Raw genomic sequence first — 20,290 nt, forward strand, 5'->3', positions numbered from 1 at the left:
GGTGGGAAATATTTTGTAATTTTATCTGATCAGTATTTCATCGATGAAGATGAAGGCGTCCTGGCCCGCAGAGAGGTGCCATGGAGGGAGTTTACCATAATTCACCACTTTTATTCTTACATACCTCACTTTTTTACCCGCTCCCGCAGGAACGGTCATTATTCTTTTTCCGAGGTTCATATCCGAAGAGGGTGAGGTATTCTTTGTATTAACAGGAGGGCCATACGTTTTCCCGTCCGGTGACCATTCAACGATTACTTCCCGGGGGAAATAGATCCAGGATCGTGCATCCTCCAGAAAACTCAGCGCCACTTCACTTATCTCCTTTTCGCTTCCCAGATCAATGATGCAGCACATGTCTTTGCCCTGATAACCCTGGTACCCACCCTTCCTCCATTCGAGATCACCATAGATTCCGTCGATAATACCTTCAGGTCCTCCTGCTGTATATTGCGGATTGTACTCACTTTGCATCTCTATTTTCCATTCCGGATGCGGATGCAGCGAAAAGGTGGCCATAACCAGCTTACTGCTTTTACTCCCGTTTGCTGTTTCGCTGTAGGCCGTAATTGTTTGGGTGTTGTATATCTTAAAAGGTCCTTTATACTGCAGGGCTGGTTTTGACAGATCCGGACTGAGCCGGTACCATATTTTTAACTGAGGATCCGGCGCTGTAAGAGTAACCATAAGAGAATCACGAAAAACTGGGGGACCATTGGCCGAGAAGGCCGGAACGGGAACTGGATTTTGTCCTTCATAGCTGATCATTCCATTATTCAGCAACCCATTTTCCACCTTTCCGGGATCGGATGTCATACTGAAATTAAGTTCCCCGCCTTTCAGAATCTGCTCATGAGTTATTTCCCATTTCCCGTCCGGCGGTTTTCCGTTCACACTGAAACCGGCTACATACGGAGTATTCCCGCCATTGTTGTTTGCCCGGATTGTGAATCTATTACTACCCGATATCAGAATCTCTGCATGTGAGAACAACGGAGATCCGATAGCATAAACAGGCGATCCCGGGCAGAAAGAATAAAACCCGAGTGCGCTCATCACATACCATGCACTCATCTGACCACAATCCTCATTCCCGATCAGGCCATCCGGTGCATTTTTATAAAATTCAGTGCAAATTTTCCGGATCCATTTTTGTCCTGCCGAAGGCTGGCCGGCATAATTGTAGAAATACGTCATATGATGGGAGGGCTCATTTCCGTGCGCATATTGTCCGATGAGGCCGGAGATATCCGCCTGCTCCCTTCCGGTGGTTTTTCTGTTCGTATGAAAGCATTGATTCAGCTTTTGGAGAAACTCCTCATCTCCGCCGTGTGCGTTAATAAGTCCTGCCGGATCATGTGGTACAAAAAAGCTGTATTGCCAACTGTTTGCTTCGGTGTAATTATTGTCTACCCGGTACGGGTCGAAAGGTGTTAGCCAGCCGCCGTTTTGCCGGGGCTGCATAAAACCGGTTGCAGGATTAAAGATGTTCTTCCAATAATGCGAGCGGTCCAGATAATGAAGATAGATCTCCTCCTTTCCAATTGCCCTGGCAAAAACCGAAATACACCAGTCGTTATAAGCATACTCCAGCGTTTTTGAAACATTTTCGGACTCATCATGGGTCTCCAGGAAGCCTTTCTCCTTGTATTCGTCGATTCCCCTGTATCCGGGCAGGTTACTCATTGCCACCATAGCATCCAGCGCCAGCTGCACATCGAAGTCGCGGATACCCTTCATGTACGCATCTGCGATAACAGATACCGCATGGTATCCGATCATACATTCCGTTTCGCAGGATGCGAGCTCCCAAACCGGTAGTCGCTTGGTTTGTTTGTACATCTCGAGGAAGGTCTTGATAAAATCAGAAGTTCGTTTCCGGTCGATGAGTGTTAGCAGAGGATGCAGGCTTCGAAAAGTATCCCACAGAGAAAAAACATGATAATAGTCGAAGCCCTCCGCCGTATAAATCTTTTTATCCATTCCGCGGTAGCGCCCGTCGGCATCCGAAGCCAGGGAGGGATGAATCATACAATGATAGAGTGCTGTATAAAATACGGCAAGCTGGTCTTTATCCGCCGTAACGATATGAATGCGTGAGAGTTCATCATTCCATGCTTTCGCCGTATTTGTGTACATTAAATCAAAGTCAAAGCCGGGCACCTCGGAAATCATATTATTCCATGCTCCTTTTACATCTACGGAGGATATGGAAACTTTTGCGGTCAGTTTATCCGCTTTCATGTCCGAAAAATTCAGGAGCACTTTTACAAATTCACCGCTGTAATAGTTGTCGATCCAGCGCTGATCTCCCATGCTTTTATCGTTCATAAAAACTTCCCATTCAAAGGGCCGTGAAAATTCGATGGCGAAATAGACATTCTGGTTTCCTGCCCAGGCTTCACTCCTTCTAAGTCCTTCCAATCGGGTACTGCTCACGATTTTCACATACGAACCCGGCAGCACCTTATCTCTGTGACCCAAATCAAAAACCACATATTTCTCCTTGCCTTTCCATTCATATTCATGCATTCCCACCCGCTTACCGGTGGTTAGCCTGACATTGATCTCCTCATCGTCCAGTTCCACTTCATAATATCCGGCGGAGGCTTTTTCCTTTTGGTGGGAGAATCCGGAACGGTAATCGCTCCGCAAAACACTTCTTTTACCGGTAGGCATTAGCAGTATATCCCCGAAATCAGAGCAGCCCGTTCCGCTTAGATGCGTATGTGAGAACCCATAAATAACCGAATCAGAATAATGATACCCTGCGCATCCATCCCAACTGCCGTCGACACGTGTATCGGGTGAAAGCTGTATCATTCCGAAGGGGAACGCAGCTCCGGGAAAAGTATGCCCGTGTCCGCCGGTTCCGATGAAAGGGTTAACGTGTCCTGCTGGCTGTTGGGATGCGAGAACACCGGAGAGAAAAAGTACGGCAAGTGTGAGAGATTTTCGCATATCGCAAGTCTTTTTCAGTGGCTCTCCAGTTCCTTATAAACCAGTGATGCTGCGCCGAGTATGGCGGCATCGGCACCCGGAAGTCCTGACCAGTGAATGGTAACTTTATTCCTGTAAATATGCAGCAGATTTTTTTCAAAGCTTTCGAGCGTTGGATGCAGGATCAGATCACCTGCCTTTGCAAGACCACCAAAAAGGTAGATGGCATTGGGAGATGTAAAAGCCACCGCATTGGCCAGGGCCTCACCAAGAATTCTTCCCGTAAAGGAGAATGCTTCTGCAGCCCCGGCCTCTCCTTCCATCGCTTTAGTGTAAATATATTTAGCGTCGATCCCGTCCACCTTCTCCAGTTTTTTCAGCTCCTTATAGGTTATAACAAGCCCCGTGGCTGAACAATACGTCTCAAGGCAACCATATTTACCGCATCCACATAACCTCCCATTGCGTATAACGGTGACATGCCCGAGTTCGCCGGCCATACCATCATGCCCATATACCAGTTCCCCATTCACAACAATTCCGCTGCCTAACCCGGTACCCAGCGTCACGAAAATGAAATCCTTTTTACCTCTTGCAGCACCGAACAACATCTCTCCTATGGCTGCGGCATTGGCATCATTGGTAAGCCATGAAGGGCAGCCCAATTCTCTTGAAAAATAAGAGGCCAGCGGGATCACCCCTTTCCAGGGCATATTTGGTGCGTACTCGATAGATCCCGAGAAGAAATTTCCGCTGGGAGCCCCTATACCAACACCAAGCAACCTTACCTCCGCCGGCAGGATACTGTGAATAGCCGTCGCTACTTCCTTGGTAAACGCTTCGGGATCTGTAAACCGGTTTGTTGCAATACTTCCGCGGGCATGGATCTTTCCGTGGGAATCCACCAAACCGAATACGGTGTTCGTGCCGCCAATATCAATGCCCGCTGCCAGTACCGCTTTCATAGTCAATACCTTTTTGTTTCAGGATGGTTCTGGCGCTGAACCCATAGAAGAGAAGATAAACAAAACATCCCACACCGACAAAATAACTCCACTGGATTCCCACGTTTGTATCGGCAAGGCTTCCCTGTGCCAGGGATATCCAGCCTCCTCCCATAATCATCATGATCAGAAAAGACGACGCGTCATTTGTCTTTTTGCCGAGGCCTGCAATGGCCAGGGTAAAAATGCAGGGCCACAAAGTGGAACAGAATAATCCCACTGAGATAAACGCATACACGCTCACCATACCGCTTCCCAGCATACCTACAAGCAATGCGGAAATACCGAGAAACGAAAAGATCATGAGTTGCCGGGCTGGGCTTCCTTTACTAAGTACCTCCGCAAAGATCACGAGAGGAATCACTGCGAAATAATAATAAAACGGAGTGAGATCTGCGCCGCCGATGAAATTGACCAGCAGGAAAATTCCAAACGCTGCGTAGGGTAATATAAACCGCAGGATGAGTTTTATTACCGGTTTCAATTCCATGGCACCCACTGCGCCCGTCCAACGTCCGATCATCAGACTGGCCCAGAACAAAGACACGTAGGGAGCAACTCCCTCCGTGGGAACGCCCAGTTTCTGTTTCATGAATTCAGGCAGGTTGGCTGCGGTGGCTACCTCCACTCCCACATAAACAAAAATGGCGATCATGCCCATCCAAACCTGCGGATTACGAATCACATGGCCTTCCTGTTTCTGCTCTCCTGTTTCTGCTTCCGCCGGAGGATAATCGGGCAAAGAAGAGAATTTAAAAAACAAGGCCACCAGGATGAAGGCTGCTCCAAGGATCAGGTAAGGCCCCTTTACCGATTCCAGGCTCTCGAGCTTCGCACCGGGGTCAAGAGCGCCGAAAATAGCGAACGAAACAAGTACGGGACCGATGGTTGTGCCAATATTGTTGATCCCGCCCGCGAGACTGAGTCGCTGCGCACCTTTTTTAGGATCTCCGAGATTGATGGCAAGAGGATTAGCTGCAGTTTGCTGAAGAGAAAAACCAAGGCCTACCACAAACAATCCGGTTAGCATCAGGGGAAAGGAAGAAGACTGAGCGGCAGGGTAAAACAGAAGTGTACCCAACGCAGAAATAAAAAGCCCCAGTGCGATGCCGTTCCTGTAACCTATTTCATTGATCAGGTCTCGTTTACGCACCAGCGACAGCACCATATAAATCAGCGAACCCGCGGTATAGGCAATATAGAATGCCACATCCACGAACATAGCTTCCCACTGGCTGAGCTCGAAGTGCTCACGGAAGACAGGAATAAGAATGGTATTACTGGCGGCTACAAAACCCCAAAAGAAAAATACTGAAATCAGGATCATCAGCCCCCCGGTTCCGGAAGGGCCTGAAACTGAATTGCTTTTATCCAACACCGGCATAGCCCTAAAGTATAAAATAATCGTGGAACCCGTTCTCCGGAGTGGTTTCAGGGCACTTGGTATCAGACTTTGGCCGGGGCCAAAAAAGGGATATATTTGCGTCCCTTTTTACACAATCAAAAAACATCAACTATGGCCGATACCGGAGATGTAAGCATCGGAACCTTCATCCGATTTAATAATGAGATCTGTCAGATCCTTGAATACCAACACAGGACTCCCGGAAACCTTAGGGCCTTTTACCAGGCGAAAATGCGGAACCTTAAGTCAGGCAAACTGGTAGAAAACCGCTTTCGTTCCGGGGAACCGGTAGAAATAGTCCGGGTGGAATTCAAAGAAATGCAGTACATCTATCCCGAGAATGAGCTTGTTGTAGTAATGGATAATGACACTTATGAGCAGGTTTACCTGAATAAGTCCATGTTCGGAAACAGTATTCAGTTCCTGAAAGAGGGGATGACGGTAAAGGTGGCGTTCGAAGGAGAGAATCCCATTCTTGCAGAGCCTCCCACCTTTGTGGAGCTGACCGTTACGTACTGTGAGCCCGGCGTAAAAGGCGACACGGCTACTAACACGTTAAAGCCGGCCACGCTGGAAACGGGAGCAGTGGTTAATGTGCCCTTATTTGTAAATACAGGAGACAAGATCCGTATAGATACCAGGACCTTTTCTTACATGGAACGGGTAAAGTAATCAAGCAGACCCCTCCCCGGAGGGGTTTTTTTATATCTATCTTTGAACTGTGAAATTCTCCAGGCTTCATACACTCAAAGAGATCGCGGAGCTGCTGGGAGCGGAGGCGGTGGGAGATCCCGGTCATCCGGTAACAGGGCTCAATGAAATACATTGTGTGGAGGAAGGCGATGTAGTTTTCGTTGACCATCCGAAATATTACGGTAAGGCACTCAACTGTGCAGCCACCACCGTACTGATCAACGCTAAAATGCAGGCACCGGCAGGAAAAGCATTGCTGGTAGTGAAGGATCCATTCAGTGCCTTTAATCGCTTGATCACTCATTTCAAACCCGTGTATCCGCCGCAGAAAGAGATGATCGCACCCTCAGCCAAGGTGGGAGAAGATTCCGTTATTATGCCGGGAGTATTTCTTGGGAATGGAGTTACCATAGGACGCGGTTGCCTGATCCATTCCGGTGTGGTGATCTATGAAAACTGTCATCTGGGGGATCATGTGATCATTCACTCCGGCACTGTAATTGGCGCAGACGCATTTTATTTTAAAAAGCGGGAATCACATTTTGAAAAGCTGATCTCCTGCGGGAGGGTCATCATTGAGGATGATGTAGAGATCGGGGCGCTTTGTTCTGTAGACAGGGGTGTTACCGCAGATACTATTGTAGGAAGAGGAACCAAGATAGACAATCACGTTCAGATCGGGCACGACACTGTAACCGGTGAGATGTGCCTGATGGCTTCACAGGTAGGAATTTCAGGTGTGGTGAAAGTAGGAAACAGGGTTACGATCTGGGGACAAGCCGGCGTTTCCAGCGACATTACGATAGCCGACGGAGCAGTGGTTCTTGCCCAGTCCGGTGTTGGAATGAATCTGGAAGCCGGAAAGAGTTATTTTGGGACACCGGCCGGTGATGCGCGTGAGAAAATGCGCGAACTGGCACAGGTGAAGCGCATTCCTGAAATCCTCGAAAAACTCAAGCGGCTGAAAGCAGACTGACCTTCCGCAACTTTTATCGTTCAATTCATCTCATTGGTCTAAATTAATTTGGCATACCGGTAATCCGGTTAATTTTATATACAATGGCTACTCCCTCCCATAAGTCGTTTTCCCGTTCCCAGCTGATGGAGATCAAGCTCAGTTCGCTGCTTCAAGTTACCAAAGCCATTAATAACAATTTCTCAACGAATGAGTTGTTGGAGATCTTCGAGAAAGTGGTCAGGGAACAACTCAACATCGGCCGGCTTGTACTGCTCAGCCATGATGGATCCTGGAAAACGCTTATCTCTTTCGGGGTTGACAAGGTTCCTGAATTTGATGTGGATCAAAAGCTGGGAGGAATAGAGGGAATTACATTTACCAACATTTTCGATGAAACCGCAAAGCAGCATTCTGATGCTGTGGTTCCCGTGTTTCACAAATCTTCTCCGCTGGCCTACGTACTCATCGGCGATATCAATGAGCAGGAGCTGGAAATGAGTCCCATTATCAAGCATCTGCCGTTCATACAAACGCTCACCAACATTATTGTGGTAGCGGTAGAAAACAAAAAACTATTTAAAGAAAATCTGAAGCAGGCGGCCATCACAAAGGAGCTGGAACTTGCATCAGAAATGCAGAACATGCTTTTCCCGTCCAGCCTTCCATCGGACAAGAACATGGATATCGCAGCCTTTTACCTTCCGCACCGTCAGGTAGGAGGCGATTATTATGATTTTATCCGTTTGAATGAGAATGAAGTTGCCTTCTGTATGGCCGACGTATCCGGTAAAGGAGTGGCAGCTGCCCTGCTCATGTCGAATTTTCAGGCCAACCTGCGTATTTTATTGAGGCATATGAATTCACTCACCGATCTTGTACGCGAACTGAACGCGATTGTTATGGATAATGCGAAGGGAGAAAAGTTTATCACCTTTTTTATCGCGCGTTATAATCAGGTGACAAAAATGCTGAACTACATCAACGCAGGTCATAATCCGCCGGTGTTGCTGAGCGGAAACACAACTACGCTGCTCAGAACCGGATGCACCGGACTGGGCATGCTGGATGAAATTCCGCGCATCCGCGAAGGGCTCGTTCACCTTCAGCCCCCCAGCACGGTGGTTTGTTATACAGACGGGGTGGTAGAAGTGGAAAACAACAGTGGTGTGGAATTCGGTACCGGCTCTCTGGAACAGGTGATGATGAATCACCGAGACCTGAGCATGGAAGAACTGAATGCCATGATCATTAAAAAACTGGACGTCTTCCGGGAATCCCAGTCCTACATTGATGATATCACCTTATTCAGCGCCCGTTTCTTCTGAACCCGGCTGGTGGTAAACTTCCCATGCGACAAGAATTGCCATAAAGCCCCAGAAGGGTGCAGAGGCTTTATCTGTGTCCAGAAAGTTGTTGAGCGCACCGTGAACAAAATAAGTGATCAATCCCAGCAATAACGCTATGATCAGGTTTCGGTACACTCCCCTGTTCATTCTCTTGAACAAACTCACCCCTTTCCAAATCGCCGCCACCCCAATCATCACAAAGGATAACATGCCTAAAACACCGGATTCTGCAAGCGGTCCGATGTATTCGCTGTGTGCATTTCCCCGGTCACCCATATTGGTGGAGATGTAGGTTTTCTCATAGGAAAACTGAAACGGAGCATACTGAAACATATATGTTCCCGGGCCCCAGCCAAAGAAAGGCCGCTCGCGGAACATCCGGAGGGCCGACTGCCACCGGTTGATCCTTTCCATGTTGGATGCGTCTGTAGAAATATTTGAAATAGACTGAATATGTTCGGTAAAATCTGTTGAAGAAGCTTTCTTATTCTTTTCCAGCCGCATAAAAATCCTGTCCTGAAACGTAACCAGCAAGGCAAGACCCGCTATGGCCCCAAGACCTATTGTGAACAATTTAATTCTGAACCACAGCACCAGAAAAACCAAAAGTGCGCCAGCCAGGCTCACCCATGCGGCGCGCGTATAGGAGAAAACGAGTGCTACGGCAAAAAGAACAAGGAGCATCCATGCAAAAAGGCGCTGGGTGCGTGTAAATGTGCTCCATTGAACTAAAACGAACAGCAACGGAAAAAACATGGCGAGCATGGCCCCGTAGGATGTATGGTCGTTATAAAAAGGCGTCATCGCCACGTGAGCCGGTTGTTCGCGGAATCCGCCCTGTGCGTGATTGATGAGTGTGTATAGAATCACGATGGTAAAGGACAAAAGATAGGCCCATAGGTACTTGTTGATGTTTTCCTTCTCGCGGAACAACTGAATCGCTAAAAAGTAAAAGGGGATAATAAACCAAAGTTTGGCGGCAAAATGCTTTAACGATACCAGCGGCATTTCAGACGTAACGCAGGTGACCAGCATCCATCCAAGATAAAACAGGATGGCAATAGTCACCGGATGCCGCACCACCCGGCGGTCCAGGTATCCTTCATAAAGGTATCGGAAAACAAAAATCAGTGTGATCCCGAACAGCAAAGGTTCTGTAGGCACGGAGAGAGCCACTCCAAAGTCCTTTACATCTTTGAGTGTGATGGATAGCGGTGTAAAGAAGACAACCATGTAAAGCAGCTTGTCCATAGAGAAAAGCGCCAGCATTACTACAAGAAAAACACCCGGAAGTAAGTTGAGCCAGAAGAATTCGTAGGCGATGAAATAGGTATTGATCAGGATGAAAATTCCCCCGATAAGGTACAGCCATTTCAGCTTGATTTGTTCTGTCATCGGTTCAGTAACGACGGGAGCGCTCGAGGATGATCACACCAATCACCGCCACCAAAAAAGTAGAGATCATGGAAACTGCGCATATCACCCAACGAATAGGATAGGACTTTTTATCTGCTTTTACCGGTTTCACCACTACGTTCGTATACGTAAGTTCCTTCACCACATCCCGGAACGCATTGTCGTGATCTACTTTCAAACTGGTCAGCGTTTTAATGGAGGCTTCCATGAATTCGTTCAGCGCGATGTAATCGTTTCCCTTTTCCTCCAGATTCCGGATCGAGACCAGGATATCGGAGGTTTTTTTGGGATTATTTCCCAACGACTTGTAATACTCTCTGCTTGCTTCCTTCGCCTGCGACTTATAATCAATAATTCCGAATTTCACCTTAAGCTCCCGGAGCAGACTGCTTACCGAATCGATTTCCACCTGTTTCCGCTGCATCTGCTTTTCGATAATCGAAACCACCTCAAGGGATTTTTTACGATGAAGATCTCTGGTATTTGTATTGAAGTACTCGATCAATGAGAGAATAATATGGTATGCGGAGTCCGGATTTTCATCTAAAACTTCCAGCTCCACTGCCTCAAACTCTGTTTTCCCGATCTGCACATGATCATTGAATGCATCCGTTAACCTGGTAACGCCACCCTTATTCAGCGTATCCACACCGTAATGTTCTGACAGATTATGCTTGTGGATGACCTGGTTCCGGATCTGGTTCGATTGAAAAAGCTGCAGCATTTGTTCCGTTGGAGTTTCAATGCCGTAGGAGATCAGGTTGCTGGGATAAATCACCGCAGACGATTTATATTGTGGTGCAATAAAAACAGGCAGTGAAAAAAACCAGGCCAGCACGCCGGCGGCCAGAACCAATGCTCCCAACTGCTTCTTCCATTTCAGAAGCAGACGAAGAAGATCCATATTGTTAAAAATATCAGCCATTCGTTTCCGGATTGACCTTAGACAACAGAGATCTCCTTACCCTCTGAAAACTTTCAAGCATAATAATTCCAAGAATACTGATAAGGAAAGTGGACCCGGTTGAAACCGTGACAATAATCCACCGCACCGGATATGATTTTTTCTCCGCCGGATAGGCGTAATCCACTACAAATTTGTCCGGCAGATTCTCCTCATAATCCAACTTTGCCTCATCATATTTTGTTTTTATTTCCGAGAGTTGTTTCCGTTGAAATTCCAGATTGTCGCGGAGGGAAACATAGGCCTGACCATACTGGGCCAGTTGCTTCAGTTGATCGCGCAACATATTAGCAGCGGCCGTCTTTCCTTCGAGAATCGCCTTACCCAACGCTTCGTTCAATCGTTCGGCTTGAGATTCATAATCATTCACCCCCAGTTTCATAAGCACATCCAGCGAATCCTGCGTTTTTTTAATTTCCCCGCTGATTTTCCGGTAGGTCGTTTCTACGTAATGAAGTCCCAGTTTGGCACGCTCCTTTTTAATACTACTCATTGTAGAATCGTAGAGCGCGGCAATATCATTGGCAATGTTTGCGGCCTTCAAAGGATCTGTATCCAACACTTCCACTTTAACCGACATAAACTCAGTACGTTCGAAGGTAATGTTGCTTTCATATTCCCTGTACAGATCGGTCATTTTGAAATCACCATCCGGATCAATTTCATAATGATTCATCAGATCGTACTTCTGAATAATCCGGTCACGAATCTTGCTTGAATGCAAAATCTGCAACATCTGCTCTGCATCCTCTTCCTCTCCAAAACGCAGAATATCGTCCTTCTGACCGGGATTCTGACTGAGAAGTGCCTTGGAAACGGAAGAAGTTGTGGATGGGAACAGAATAACCGTTGACTTGTACTTATTAGGTATAGCCAGAGAAACAGCAATAGATGCGACTGCCCCAAGAGCAGTCAGGAGAAGAATGGGCTTTCTCCAGCTGAACAGAAAGACCAGCAGTCCTGTTGTGTCAAAACTCTCCCGAACTTGTTTACTCATAACTTATTGAAAACTAAATCAGTTGCCTTAGCAGAAGGGGATCAAAAGTATGAAAATTCCGCCGATGAGGGGGTAACTGGGCAGGAGACAAAATATTGTGCATCCGACGCCAAAAAATCAGCCGTATTTTATTACGCGGAATATGCCCTTGATGGTAATAAGTCCTGTCAGAAATGCCCATAACACACAGGATACCAGCATAGTACAAAAATTAACGCGCCAATCGGGGTGTATCATTTTAGAAAAATAATTGATACCAACCACACCTGCAGCATACACTACCAGCGTTCCGAGCAGTCTCTTATTCACCTGAAATCGGAAGAATCTCTGAACAATGAGTACCTGTGCCAAAGCAGAGAGACTTTGGGTAATAAGACTTGCGAGGGCCGATCCGTAAGAACTCAGAGAAGGGATGAGCAGAAGATTAAGCGTGATATTGACACCCATCCCCGTAGCCGCCATGATGTTCATTTGCCGGAGGTTCCCGTTCGCTGTAAGCAGTGTGCCGAAGATATAGGTGGTGGAAATAGGGATAAAACAGGCCATCAGCGTTGCGAAGACCGGCTCCGCTTCCCTGACATGCACCTTCCCGTATATTGCTTCCATAATATCGGCCTGGTAAAAAAAGCAGCCCGCTCCGATGACCAGTGCAGGAGTAATCAGTATAGTGAAGGAGAGTTTCACGAGTTGTTCAACGGACTCTTTGTATTTGATCATTCGCGAAAAAATAGGCAACAGCAATCCCGAAAAAAGGAACGCGATCATATTCGTAGCATCTAAAAAACGGTATCCCTGCGCATAGATCCCGGACTCATAAGCACCTTTTCCTTCCGGAAGCATTCGTTCCAGCATCACCGTATCAATCCGGTTATAAAAAGTCATCAGCAGCACGAGCACAGCAAAAGGAAAACTCTTTTTCAGGATCATCACAGAAAACGGGAGACTCCATTTCAGCCGAAGGGAATGCGTTTTACTTACCACGATGAAGAAAGTAACCGCGGCAGTGAGAATATAACCAGCCGTTTGGGCGTACACATAATACATTATATCCATCTCTTCAACCCATCCGCCGTAGAGCAGTCCAAGACACAGCAGAATCATTATACTCCGGTCCAAAACGGAGATCACGGCATCCGTACGGAAGAGGTGCAGTCCGGCCAGGTTCGACCGGAGGTACATAATAAGGGAGATCAGAAACTGGTTGAATCCCAGCCAGAGCAGCAGGCGCATGAGTCTTTCATCATACCCGATCACCCATCCGCACACCGCAGTAACAAGGATATATACAACCGCCAGCAGAAATTTCAGCACCGTTAAGCTTGAAAAATGCTTGGTGAGGAGATGGTTATTCTGTGCGATATTCTTATTGTTGAAATTGGTGATCCCAACATCGAGCAGGATGTTCAGAAGAAAGGAAAAGTTGAAAAGGGCGAAATAAAGTCCGTAATCTGCCGTACCCACAGACTTCTGGACCTGCGTATCTATCCCCAGTACCCAGTAGGTCTTGATAAGAAGGTTCAGCGCCAGCAGTAAGGCAAGATTGGAAAGGAACTTCTTCTGCATGGGCTGCAAAAGTACGAAAAGCCGGGGAGTGCCTATATTTGCGGGGATGAAGATCATGGTGAATACCCGGCTGTTGTTGCATAATCAGATGGAAGGGATGGGTATTTTCACCCATGAGTTACTCCGCCGCCTTGTGTGCAATCATCCGGAACATGAATTTATTTTTGTTTTCGACCGTAATCCTGACGCCCGTTTCCGCTATGCGGACAATGTTCGTCTGATTTCCTCCTTCCCTCCTGCCCGGCATCCATTTCTTTGGTATATCTGGCTCCGGTTTACACTGCCCTTTCTACTACGCAAATGGAAACCGGATGTCTTTTTTTCACCGGACGGTTTTCTTCCGATTGGCACCAGGGTTCCCTGTGTGAACGTGATCCATGATATCAATTTCGAGTATCGCCAGGACTTGCTCCCATCGAATGTAATGGCATTCTACAAAAAATACTTTCCCCGTTTTGCCAGAGAATCCACGCAACTGGTAACTGTTTCCGAATTCAGCGCAAAAACACTGGAGGAGAAATACGGCATACCCGCAACCGGCATAGCTGTAGTTTCTAACGCAGCCGGACCGCAGTTTATGCGCGCCGGTCAGGAGGCACAACAGCAAATCCGGCAGAAATACACGAATGGAAACCCTTACTTTCTGTACCTGGGATCCCTGAATCCCAGAAAAAACCTCACTAACCTCCTTACAGCTTATGAACAATTTGCTGCTGAAAGCGACCATGATGTACAGTTGCTCATTGCCGGTGTGCCTATGCACGGAACGAACACGCTTGCCATAGAAAAAAGAATAAAAACGAATCCGCGGATCCATTTCATAGGAAGGGTCACAGAAGCTGAACTTCCCGCGGTGTACAGTGCAGCCCTTGCGCTGGTTTACATTCCGCTATTCGAAGGGTTCGGAATTCCGGTGATAGAAGCCATGCAGTGCGGAACACCGGTGATCACTTCATCTGTGACCAGTTTGCCCGAAACGGCCGGCGGTGCCGCTTTACTCGCAGATCCACAGCGTCCGGATGACATTGCTCAAAAAATGAAACAACTTTATTCCGATCCGGGGCTGCGCCAGGATCTCTCAGGGGCGGGACTCAAAAACGCTTCCCGCTTTTCCTGGAATCAAAGTGCAGACGTCCTATGGAAACTAATTACCGATGCCGCTGAAAGGAAATAGTCTGACCGGGGTGGCTGAAGCCGGCTGTGATGAAGCAGGCCGGGGTTGCCTGGCAGGTCCGGTAGTGGCGGCGGCGGTTATACTTCCCGATGATACGGACATTGAGGGTCTGAACGATTCCAAACAACTTCGTCCGGCAAAAAGAGAAGAACTAAAAACTCAAATCGAAAAAAAGGCAAGGGCCTGGGCGGTTGCCTTCGTTCATCCCGCGGAAATTGACGAAATCAACATTCTGAATGCCTCCTTTCTGGCCATGCACCGGGCCCTGGATCAGCTGAAAATAGTGCCCGATAGTCTATTGATAGACGGCAATCGTTTCAACCCTTACAGAAATATTCCCCACCGGTGCATCGTAAAAGGCGACGCATCCTACCTGTCGATTGCAGCCGCTTCAATTCTTGCAAAAACGTACCGCGACGAATACATGGAAAAGATTGGCCGCGAGTACCCGGGATACAACTGGAAACAAAACAAAGGTTATCCAACAACGGACCACCGCGAAGCCATTCGTGCCCTTGGCTCCTGCATTTATCACAGAAAAAGTTTCACACTGTTACCACCCCAACTTAAACTTGATCTGTAGATGTTCCGGAAAATTCTAACCGTTCTGATTATTGTTGCGGGTGCGGCAGGACTCTGGTATGCCTATGATTATTATCAACGTGCCCGTACCCCCGTTAGGGAAGCCATGGACTGCATTCCGGGAGATGCACTATTCATCCTGGAGTCAAGAAGGTCCGTATCTACACTTGAAAAACTACTGACGGCGAATCAGATGTGGGAAGAACTCCGCCATATCGGAGCAATGGATACACTCAGCTCGCTTCTTTATCACATCGATTCATGCGCAGGCCCGCGGCTGACCGAGGAAGAATGGTTGACTGACCGGCCGTTCTATTTATCCCTTCACCTGCGGGCAGAAGGTACCGCTGCATTGCTTTTCGCCTGGGCACTACCGGAGCTCAGCGATGAACCGGCACTTGAAGAACTGCTTGGCAGCTACGGAACGGCATTAAAGGAAGAAACGGAGGGCTTTGGCGGAGCGGTCATCCGTGCTATACGGTTCAACAACGACAAGCGGGATTTCTTTTTTTCAATTCATGAGGGCGTATTTCTTGCAAGTTATTCCCGTGCACTGGTGAATGAAGCCATACTTCATTCGGAAACGGGGCTGCCGCTCAAGGATGACAATGCATTTTCAAGGGTGTTCGGCTCCGCCGGCGAACGAAACGATGCGAATTTGTACCTGCGGCTGGCCGGGCTGAATAAATACCTTCGTCTGATACGGAATGAAACAGCTTCCGACATCACCTTTCCGGAGGAATTGGGCAACTGGAGCGCGCTGGATCTTACGATGCATACCAATCAGCTGGTCATGAACGGATACACCGGCGCATCGCCCTCCGGCTTCCTCTCCGGATTCCGACAACAGGAACCGCAAACCCTGGATATCCTGAACGGCATACCTGCGTCGGCTGCCTATGCAGTTACGATCGGAATCGGAGACCTTATGACTTATGCCGATGACCGGGAAAGGGTTCGTCTTTTGGAAGAGAATGACAGCCAAGGCACACAAAGCGGCCCTACACTTTCCAATTACCCGCCTGATCTGAGAAGTTCATTCTTAAGCTGGACCAACAACCAGGCCGCAGCGTTTACTGATGAGCAGGGTGATTCTCCCCCAGATCTCTGCCTGGTTTTCTTCGCACCGGATCCACTCGCCGCAGGTAAGGTACTTGAGCAACTATGCGGGAAAGCCGATTCGGTGAAAAAAATCACCCGTGTTAGCAGAGACTATAACGGTATACAGATTCGCCGGCTACACGGCAGCGCACCGTATGAACATCTCCTGGGTAAACCGTTCCGTGATCTGAAGGAACCCTGGTATATGATTCTGAATAATTACGTTTACTTCTCGGAGGATGCGGAACAACTAGTAAGGGTCACGGAATCTGTACGGTTCCGGAATTCACTCGGTACTGATCCTAAACTGAACGGCATTATGAATGAGTATTTTTCCGAGGAATGTAATTTCTTTTTATATGCCCGGCTACCTTCCCTTTCTGAAAATATCGTCAGCGATCTAACTCCTTCACTGTTCCGGACACTGGAGCCCCACCTGGCCGTGTTAAACAAGTTTGATCTCTTTGCACTCCAATTCACAAACGAAAAGGAACTGTACTATACGAATGCCCTGCTTCATTATACCGCTTCCTCCAAGCAGGAGATTGCCACCGTATGGGAAGCGGAAACAGAATACGAGGTTCACATGAAACCCTGGTTGCTGATGAATCATACCAACGGAACCAAAGATGTACTGATTCAGGATGACTCTGCCACTATTTCACTTTGGTCGAACACAGGAAAGCTATTATGGAAAAAAAAGCTGGACGGCATGATACGCGGAAACGTTCAGCAGATTGACATTTATGGTAACGACAAACTCCAGCTGGTATTTAATACCGATCACCGCCTGCATCTGCTGGACCGCAATGGTAAATACCTCGACGGCTTCCCTGTAAACCTTCCTTCGCCCGCTACTGCTCCCTTAGCGGTTTTTGATTATGAAAAAAATCACGACTATCGCCTGGTGCTGCCGCTCGCCGACCGGAAGATTATGAATTATACCATCAGGGGTATTCCTGCTGATAAGTGGAAGCCGCTCTTACCCGATAAACAGATTTCGCTTCCGCTACGGCATCTCCGGAGCGGCGGAAAAGACCACCTGTTCGCGGTGGACGAAGGCGGGAAGGTTTATTGGATGAACCGGAGGGGAGAATGGTATCAGAAATTAAAAGTAAGTGCTATTCCCAACCCGGTACAGTGGATGATCACTGAAGGAAAACAGGCCGGCAGAACTTACCTGACCATCGCTGATAGTTCAGGAAACATCACGCAGATTTACACCGGGGGCAAAAAGGAAAGTATACATCCACTGCCACCAGGTCCCGGACGTAACATCACATTGGGGGATGTGGACCTGGACGGTGTACCCGACCTGCTTATTGCCGCTGACAGCTCCCTGTTCTGCTTCGCGGGTGGGAAAAAGTTGCTTTTCAGGGTGAACGCAGGCGCACGTATCACACAGGCTCCGATTCTCTTCCGGCTTTCGGGAAATCGGATCCGGATCGGTGTCGTCTGCGGAGAGAAAGAGGAATTACTGCTTTGTGACGAACAGGGAAACCTGAACAAAACGGTATTCAAAGGCAGCGGTATGTTCTCTGTGGGAGAACTGAACAAAGACGGCGTATATTATCTCCTGGCACCGGCGGGCCGGAAGCGGGTGATGGCATGGCCACTGGGGAAATGATCAACGGACGGGAACTCTACCCACCGAGAAATACGTAAGACCGGCCTCCTTCATCTGCTCGAGGCCATACAGATTTCTTCCGTCAAATATCGCCTTAGACCGAAGAGCGCCTGCCACCTTTGAGAAATCCGGTGTCCTGAATAAACTCCACTCGGTACAGATCAGCAAAGCATCGGCACCGTCAAGGGCCGCATAATGATCTTCGGCAAAACCGATCCGGCTTCCGTAGGCGCGTTTTACATTATTCATTGCCTCGGGGTCGTAAGCACAGATTGTAGCTCCCTCCTGCAGGAGGGAATTAATCATATAAAGAGCAGGAGCCTCCCGGATGTCGTCCGTGTCAGGTTTGAACGCAAGTCCCCAAACGGCAATATGTTTTCCTTTCAGATCCCCGAAGAAGGATCTCATTTTCGGGAGCATGGAGATTTTCTGCGCCTCATTCACTTCCATTACAGCATGCAACAGGCGAAAGGAATATCCTGCCTCGCCGGCGGAACGTTCCAGCGCCTGTACGTCCTTGGGGAAACAGGATCCTCCGTAACCAATTCCCGGAAAAAGAAAACGCTTCCCGATCCGGTCGTCGGACCCAATTCCTATCCTCACCATATCCACATCCGCTCCAAGCCGTTCACACAGATTGGCGATTTCATTCATGAAAGTAATTTTGGTAGCCAGGAAAGCATTCGCTGCATATTTGGTGAGTTCTGCTGAGCGCTCGTCCATAAAAACGATTGGGTTACCCTGCCGCACATATGGCTTGTAAAGTTCCTCCAGCAATTTCCGTGATTTCACCGACTGTGTACCCACTACTACCCGATCCGGTTTCATGAAATCATCCACTGCGAATCCTTCCCTGAGAAATTCAGGATTGGAAACCACGTCGAACTCTACTTTACAGTGTTTGGCGATGGATTCTCTCACTTTTTCAGCTGTTCCGACCGGCACCGTGCTCTTATCAATGATTACTTTGTAGTCGCGGATCAGCTTTCCCAATTCATCCGCCACGCCGAGGATATAACTCAGGTCGGCCGAACCATCTTCGCCGGGAGGAGTAGGCAATGCAAGAAAAACGATGCGCGCATTCTCCACCGCTTCCGCAAGCGAAGTCGTAAAGCGCAGCCGGCCGGCTTTAATATTACGGTGAAAGATAGTATCGAGATGCGGCTCATAGATGGGCACCTCCCCTCTCCGCATGGCATCTACTTTTTCCTTATTGATGTCTACACAAATTACATTGTTGCCGGTTTCGGCAAGACAAGTTCCGGTCACAAGTCCGACATATCCGGTACCGACAACTGCAATATTCATTTGATTTATTTTACAAATTCGTTAACTGACTCGGCAATATATCTGAGTGTGGTCTCGTCCATCTCTGTGTGCATGGGAAGAGAGATCACTGCGGCACAGAGCTTCTCAGTAACGGGAAAGTCGCCGGGCTTATACCTGTCGCTGGCATATGCCTCCTGAAGATGCAGCGGGATGGGATAATAGATCATGGCCGGAATTCCCTTCGATTCCATATGCCGCCGGAGCGCTTCACGATCCACGCCGTTCAGCTGCAGCGTGTACTGATGAAAAACGTGAGTAGAATGTGCCGAGCGTGCCGGTATCCGGAGTTTCTTATTTCCCGAAAAGGCGTTATCATAAAATGTTGCGGCCCTGTTTCTGGCTGCAGCGTATTCATCAAGGTGCTTTAATTTAATTCCCAGCACCGCAGCCTGCAAACTGTCCAGACGGGAGTTACACCCGATCAGATCATGCACATACTGAACAGACTGCCCATGATTTGCAATCTTCCGTATGCGCGATGCCAGCTCATCATTATCCGTAAAAAGAGCTCCTCCGTCGCCGTAGCATCCCAGATTTTTGGAAGGAAAGAAAGAAGTACAGCCCACTGTTCCGATGGTACCGCCTTTCGCTCTGCGCCCGTCACGGAAAATGTAATCCGCTCCGATCGCCTGCGCATTATCTTCTATTACAAACAGATTATACTTCTTTGCCACGGCCATGATCGGTTCCATATCGGCGCACTGTCCGAAGAGATGAACGGGAACAATGGCTTTTGTACGGGGAGTAATCGCCTTCTCCATAGCCTGCACATCAATATTGAAGGTGTCCGGATCAACATCCACCAGAACAGGGGTCAGCTTAAGCAGACCAATCACCTCTGCCGTTGCAACGTAGGTAAAATCAGCGGTGATCACCTCATCCCCCGGTTTCAGGTCGAGGGCCATCATTGCAATCTGAAGAGCATCCGTTCCGTTGGCGCAGGGAATGACATGCTTCACGCGGAGATAGGCGGCGAGATCGGAGGCAAATGTTTTCACCTCCGGTCCGTTAATGAAACCACAATGATCGAGCACAGCGTGCATTGCGGCATCCACTTCCTTCCTGATCTTCGCATATTGCGATTTAAGATCAACCATCGGAATCTTCTTAACTGCTTGTTCCATCGGCCGTTAGATTGGAGAGCGAAGATACTGAAAATCGCAGAATGGGACCCTCCTGTTTTTCGTATCT

The 20,290-nt window shown here is 48.2% G+C and carries 15 protein-coding genes; 6 read left to right on the plus strand and 9 right to left on the minus strand.

The window, feature by feature from the left end:
• Positions 1-21: 21 nt before the first annotated feature.
• The 3 genes from IT233_01115 to IT233_01125 are packed head-to-tail and all read right to left on the minus strand — an operon-like array spanning position 22 to position 5,328.
• Positions 22-2,961, minus strand: coding sequence for a GH92 family glycosyl hydrolase (locus tag IT233_01115; GenBank protein ID MCC7301218.1), 2,940 nt, complete (start codon positions 2,959-2,961; stop codon positions 22-24).
• Between the two features lie 14 nt (positions 2,962-2,975).
• The gene (locus IT233_01120) at positions 2,976-3,905 is read right to left on the minus strand and encodes an ROK family protein (GenBank protein MCC7301219.1); all 930 of its coding nucleotides are present in this window, start codon (positions 3,903-3,905) and stop codon (positions 2,976-2,978) included.
• Positions 3,877-5,328 (minus strand): MFS transporter, encoded by a 1,452-nt coding sequence (locus IT233_01125; protein ID MCC7301220.1) that lies wholly within the window; start codon positions 5,326-5,328, stop codon positions 3,877-3,879. The genes IT233_01120 and IT233_01125 overlap by 29 nt, the downstream gene beginning before the upstream one ends.
• Before the next feature lie 132 nt (positions 5,329-5,460).
• On the opposite strand from IT233_01125, the gene efp reads away from it, so the two are divergent.
• The 3 genes from efp (at position 5,461) to IT233_01140 (ending at position 8,325) form a co-directional block, all read left to right on the plus strand.
• A complete protein-coding gene (gene efp, locus IT233_01130; GenBank protein MCC7301221.1) occupies positions 5,461-6,021 on the plus strand; it encodes an elongation factor P in 561 nt (186 codons plus the stop codon).
• A gap of 49 nt (positions 6,022-6,070) precedes the next feature.
• Positions 6,071-7,018, plus strand: a complete 948-nt coding sequence (locus IT233_01135; protein MCC7301222.1) for a UDP-3-O-(3-hydroxymyristoyl)glucosamine N-acyltransferase — start codon at positions 6,071-6,073, stop codon at positions 7,016-7,018.
• 83 nt (positions 7,019-7,101) lie between these two features.
• A complete protein-coding gene (locus IT233_01140) occupies positions 7,102-8,325 on the plus strand; it encodes a PP2C family protein-serine/threonine phosphatase (protein ID MCC7301223.1) in 1,224 nt (407 codons plus the stop codon).
• Here IT233_01140 and IT233_01145 read toward each other — a convergent pair.
• The 4 genes from IT233_01145 to IT233_01160 form a co-directional block, all read right to left on the minus strand.
• Positions 8,302-9,741, minus strand: a complete 1,440-nt coding sequence (locus IT233_01145) for an O-antigen ligase family protein (GenBank protein ID MCC7301224.1) — start codon at positions 9,739-9,741, stop codon at positions 8,302-8,304. The genes IT233_01140 and IT233_01145 overlap by 24 nt on opposite strands.
• Before the next feature lie 4 nt (positions 9,742-9,745).
• Positions 9,746-10,687: a hypothetical protein gene (locus IT233_01150; protein ID MCC7301225.1), complete on the minus strand. Its 942-nt coding sequence runs from the start codon at positions 10,685-10,687 to the stop codon at positions 9,746-9,748.
• Complete coding sequence (locus IT233_01155) at positions 10,680-11,723, minus strand: hypothetical protein (protein ID MCC7301226.1); 1,044 nt, start codon at positions 11,721-11,723, stop codon at positions 10,680-10,682. Before IT233_01155 ends, IT233_01150 begins: the two co-directional genes overlap by 8 nt.
• A 117-nt stretch (positions 11,724-11,840) precedes the next feature.
• Complete coding sequence (locus IT233_01160; protein ID MCC7301227.1) at positions 11,841-13,286, minus strand: oligosaccharide flippase family protein; 1,446 nt, start codon at positions 13,284-13,286, stop codon at positions 11,841-11,843.
• A 46-nt stretch (positions 13,287-13,332) separates the two neighbouring features.
• On the opposite strand from IT233_01160, the gene IT233_01165 reads away from it, so the two are divergent.
• From IT233_01165 to IT233_01175, 3 genes are read left to right on the plus strand one after another with little or no spacing between them, the layout of a single operon-like run.
• Positions 13,333-14,460, plus strand: coding sequence for a glycosyltransferase family 4 protein (locus IT233_01165; GenBank protein MCC7301228.1), 1,128 nt, complete (start codon positions 13,333-13,335; stop codon positions 14,458-14,460).
• Complete coding sequence (locus IT233_01170; protein ID MCC7301229.1) at positions 14,441-15,043, plus strand: ribonuclease HII; 603 nt, start codon at positions 14,441-14,443, stop codon at positions 15,041-15,043. Before IT233_01165 ends, IT233_01170 begins: the two co-directional genes overlap by 20 nt.
• Complete coding sequence (locus tag IT233_01175) at positions 15,044-17,770, plus strand: hypothetical protein (GenBank protein ID MCC7301230.1); 2,727 nt, start codon at positions 15,044-15,046, stop codon at positions 17,768-17,770.
• Here the strand turns inward: IT233_01175 and IT233_01180 are convergent, their stop codons facing one another.
• Both IT233_01180 and IT233_01185 read right to left on the minus strand, forming a co-directional pair.
• Positions 17,771-19,078 (minus strand): UDP-glucose/GDP-mannose dehydrogenase family protein, encoded by a 1,308-nt coding sequence (locus IT233_01180; GenBank protein ID MCC7301231.1) that lies wholly within the window; start codon positions 19,076-19,078, stop codon positions 17,771-17,773. It abuts the gene before it with no gap.
• A 5-nt stretch (positions 19,079-19,083) separates the two neighbouring features.
• Complete coding sequence (locus IT233_01185; protein ID MCC7301232.1) at positions 19,084-20,202, minus strand: DegT/DnrJ/EryC1/StrS family aminotransferase; 1,119 nt, start codon at positions 20,200-20,202, stop codon at positions 19,084-19,086.
• Between the last annotated feature and the right edge of the window lie 88 nt (positions 20,203-20,290).

The organism is Bacteroidia bacterium, assembly GCA_020852255.1.
In the GTDB taxonomy this organism is placed as follows: Bacteria; Bacteroidota; Bacteroidia; order JADZBD01; family JADZBD01; genus JADZBD01.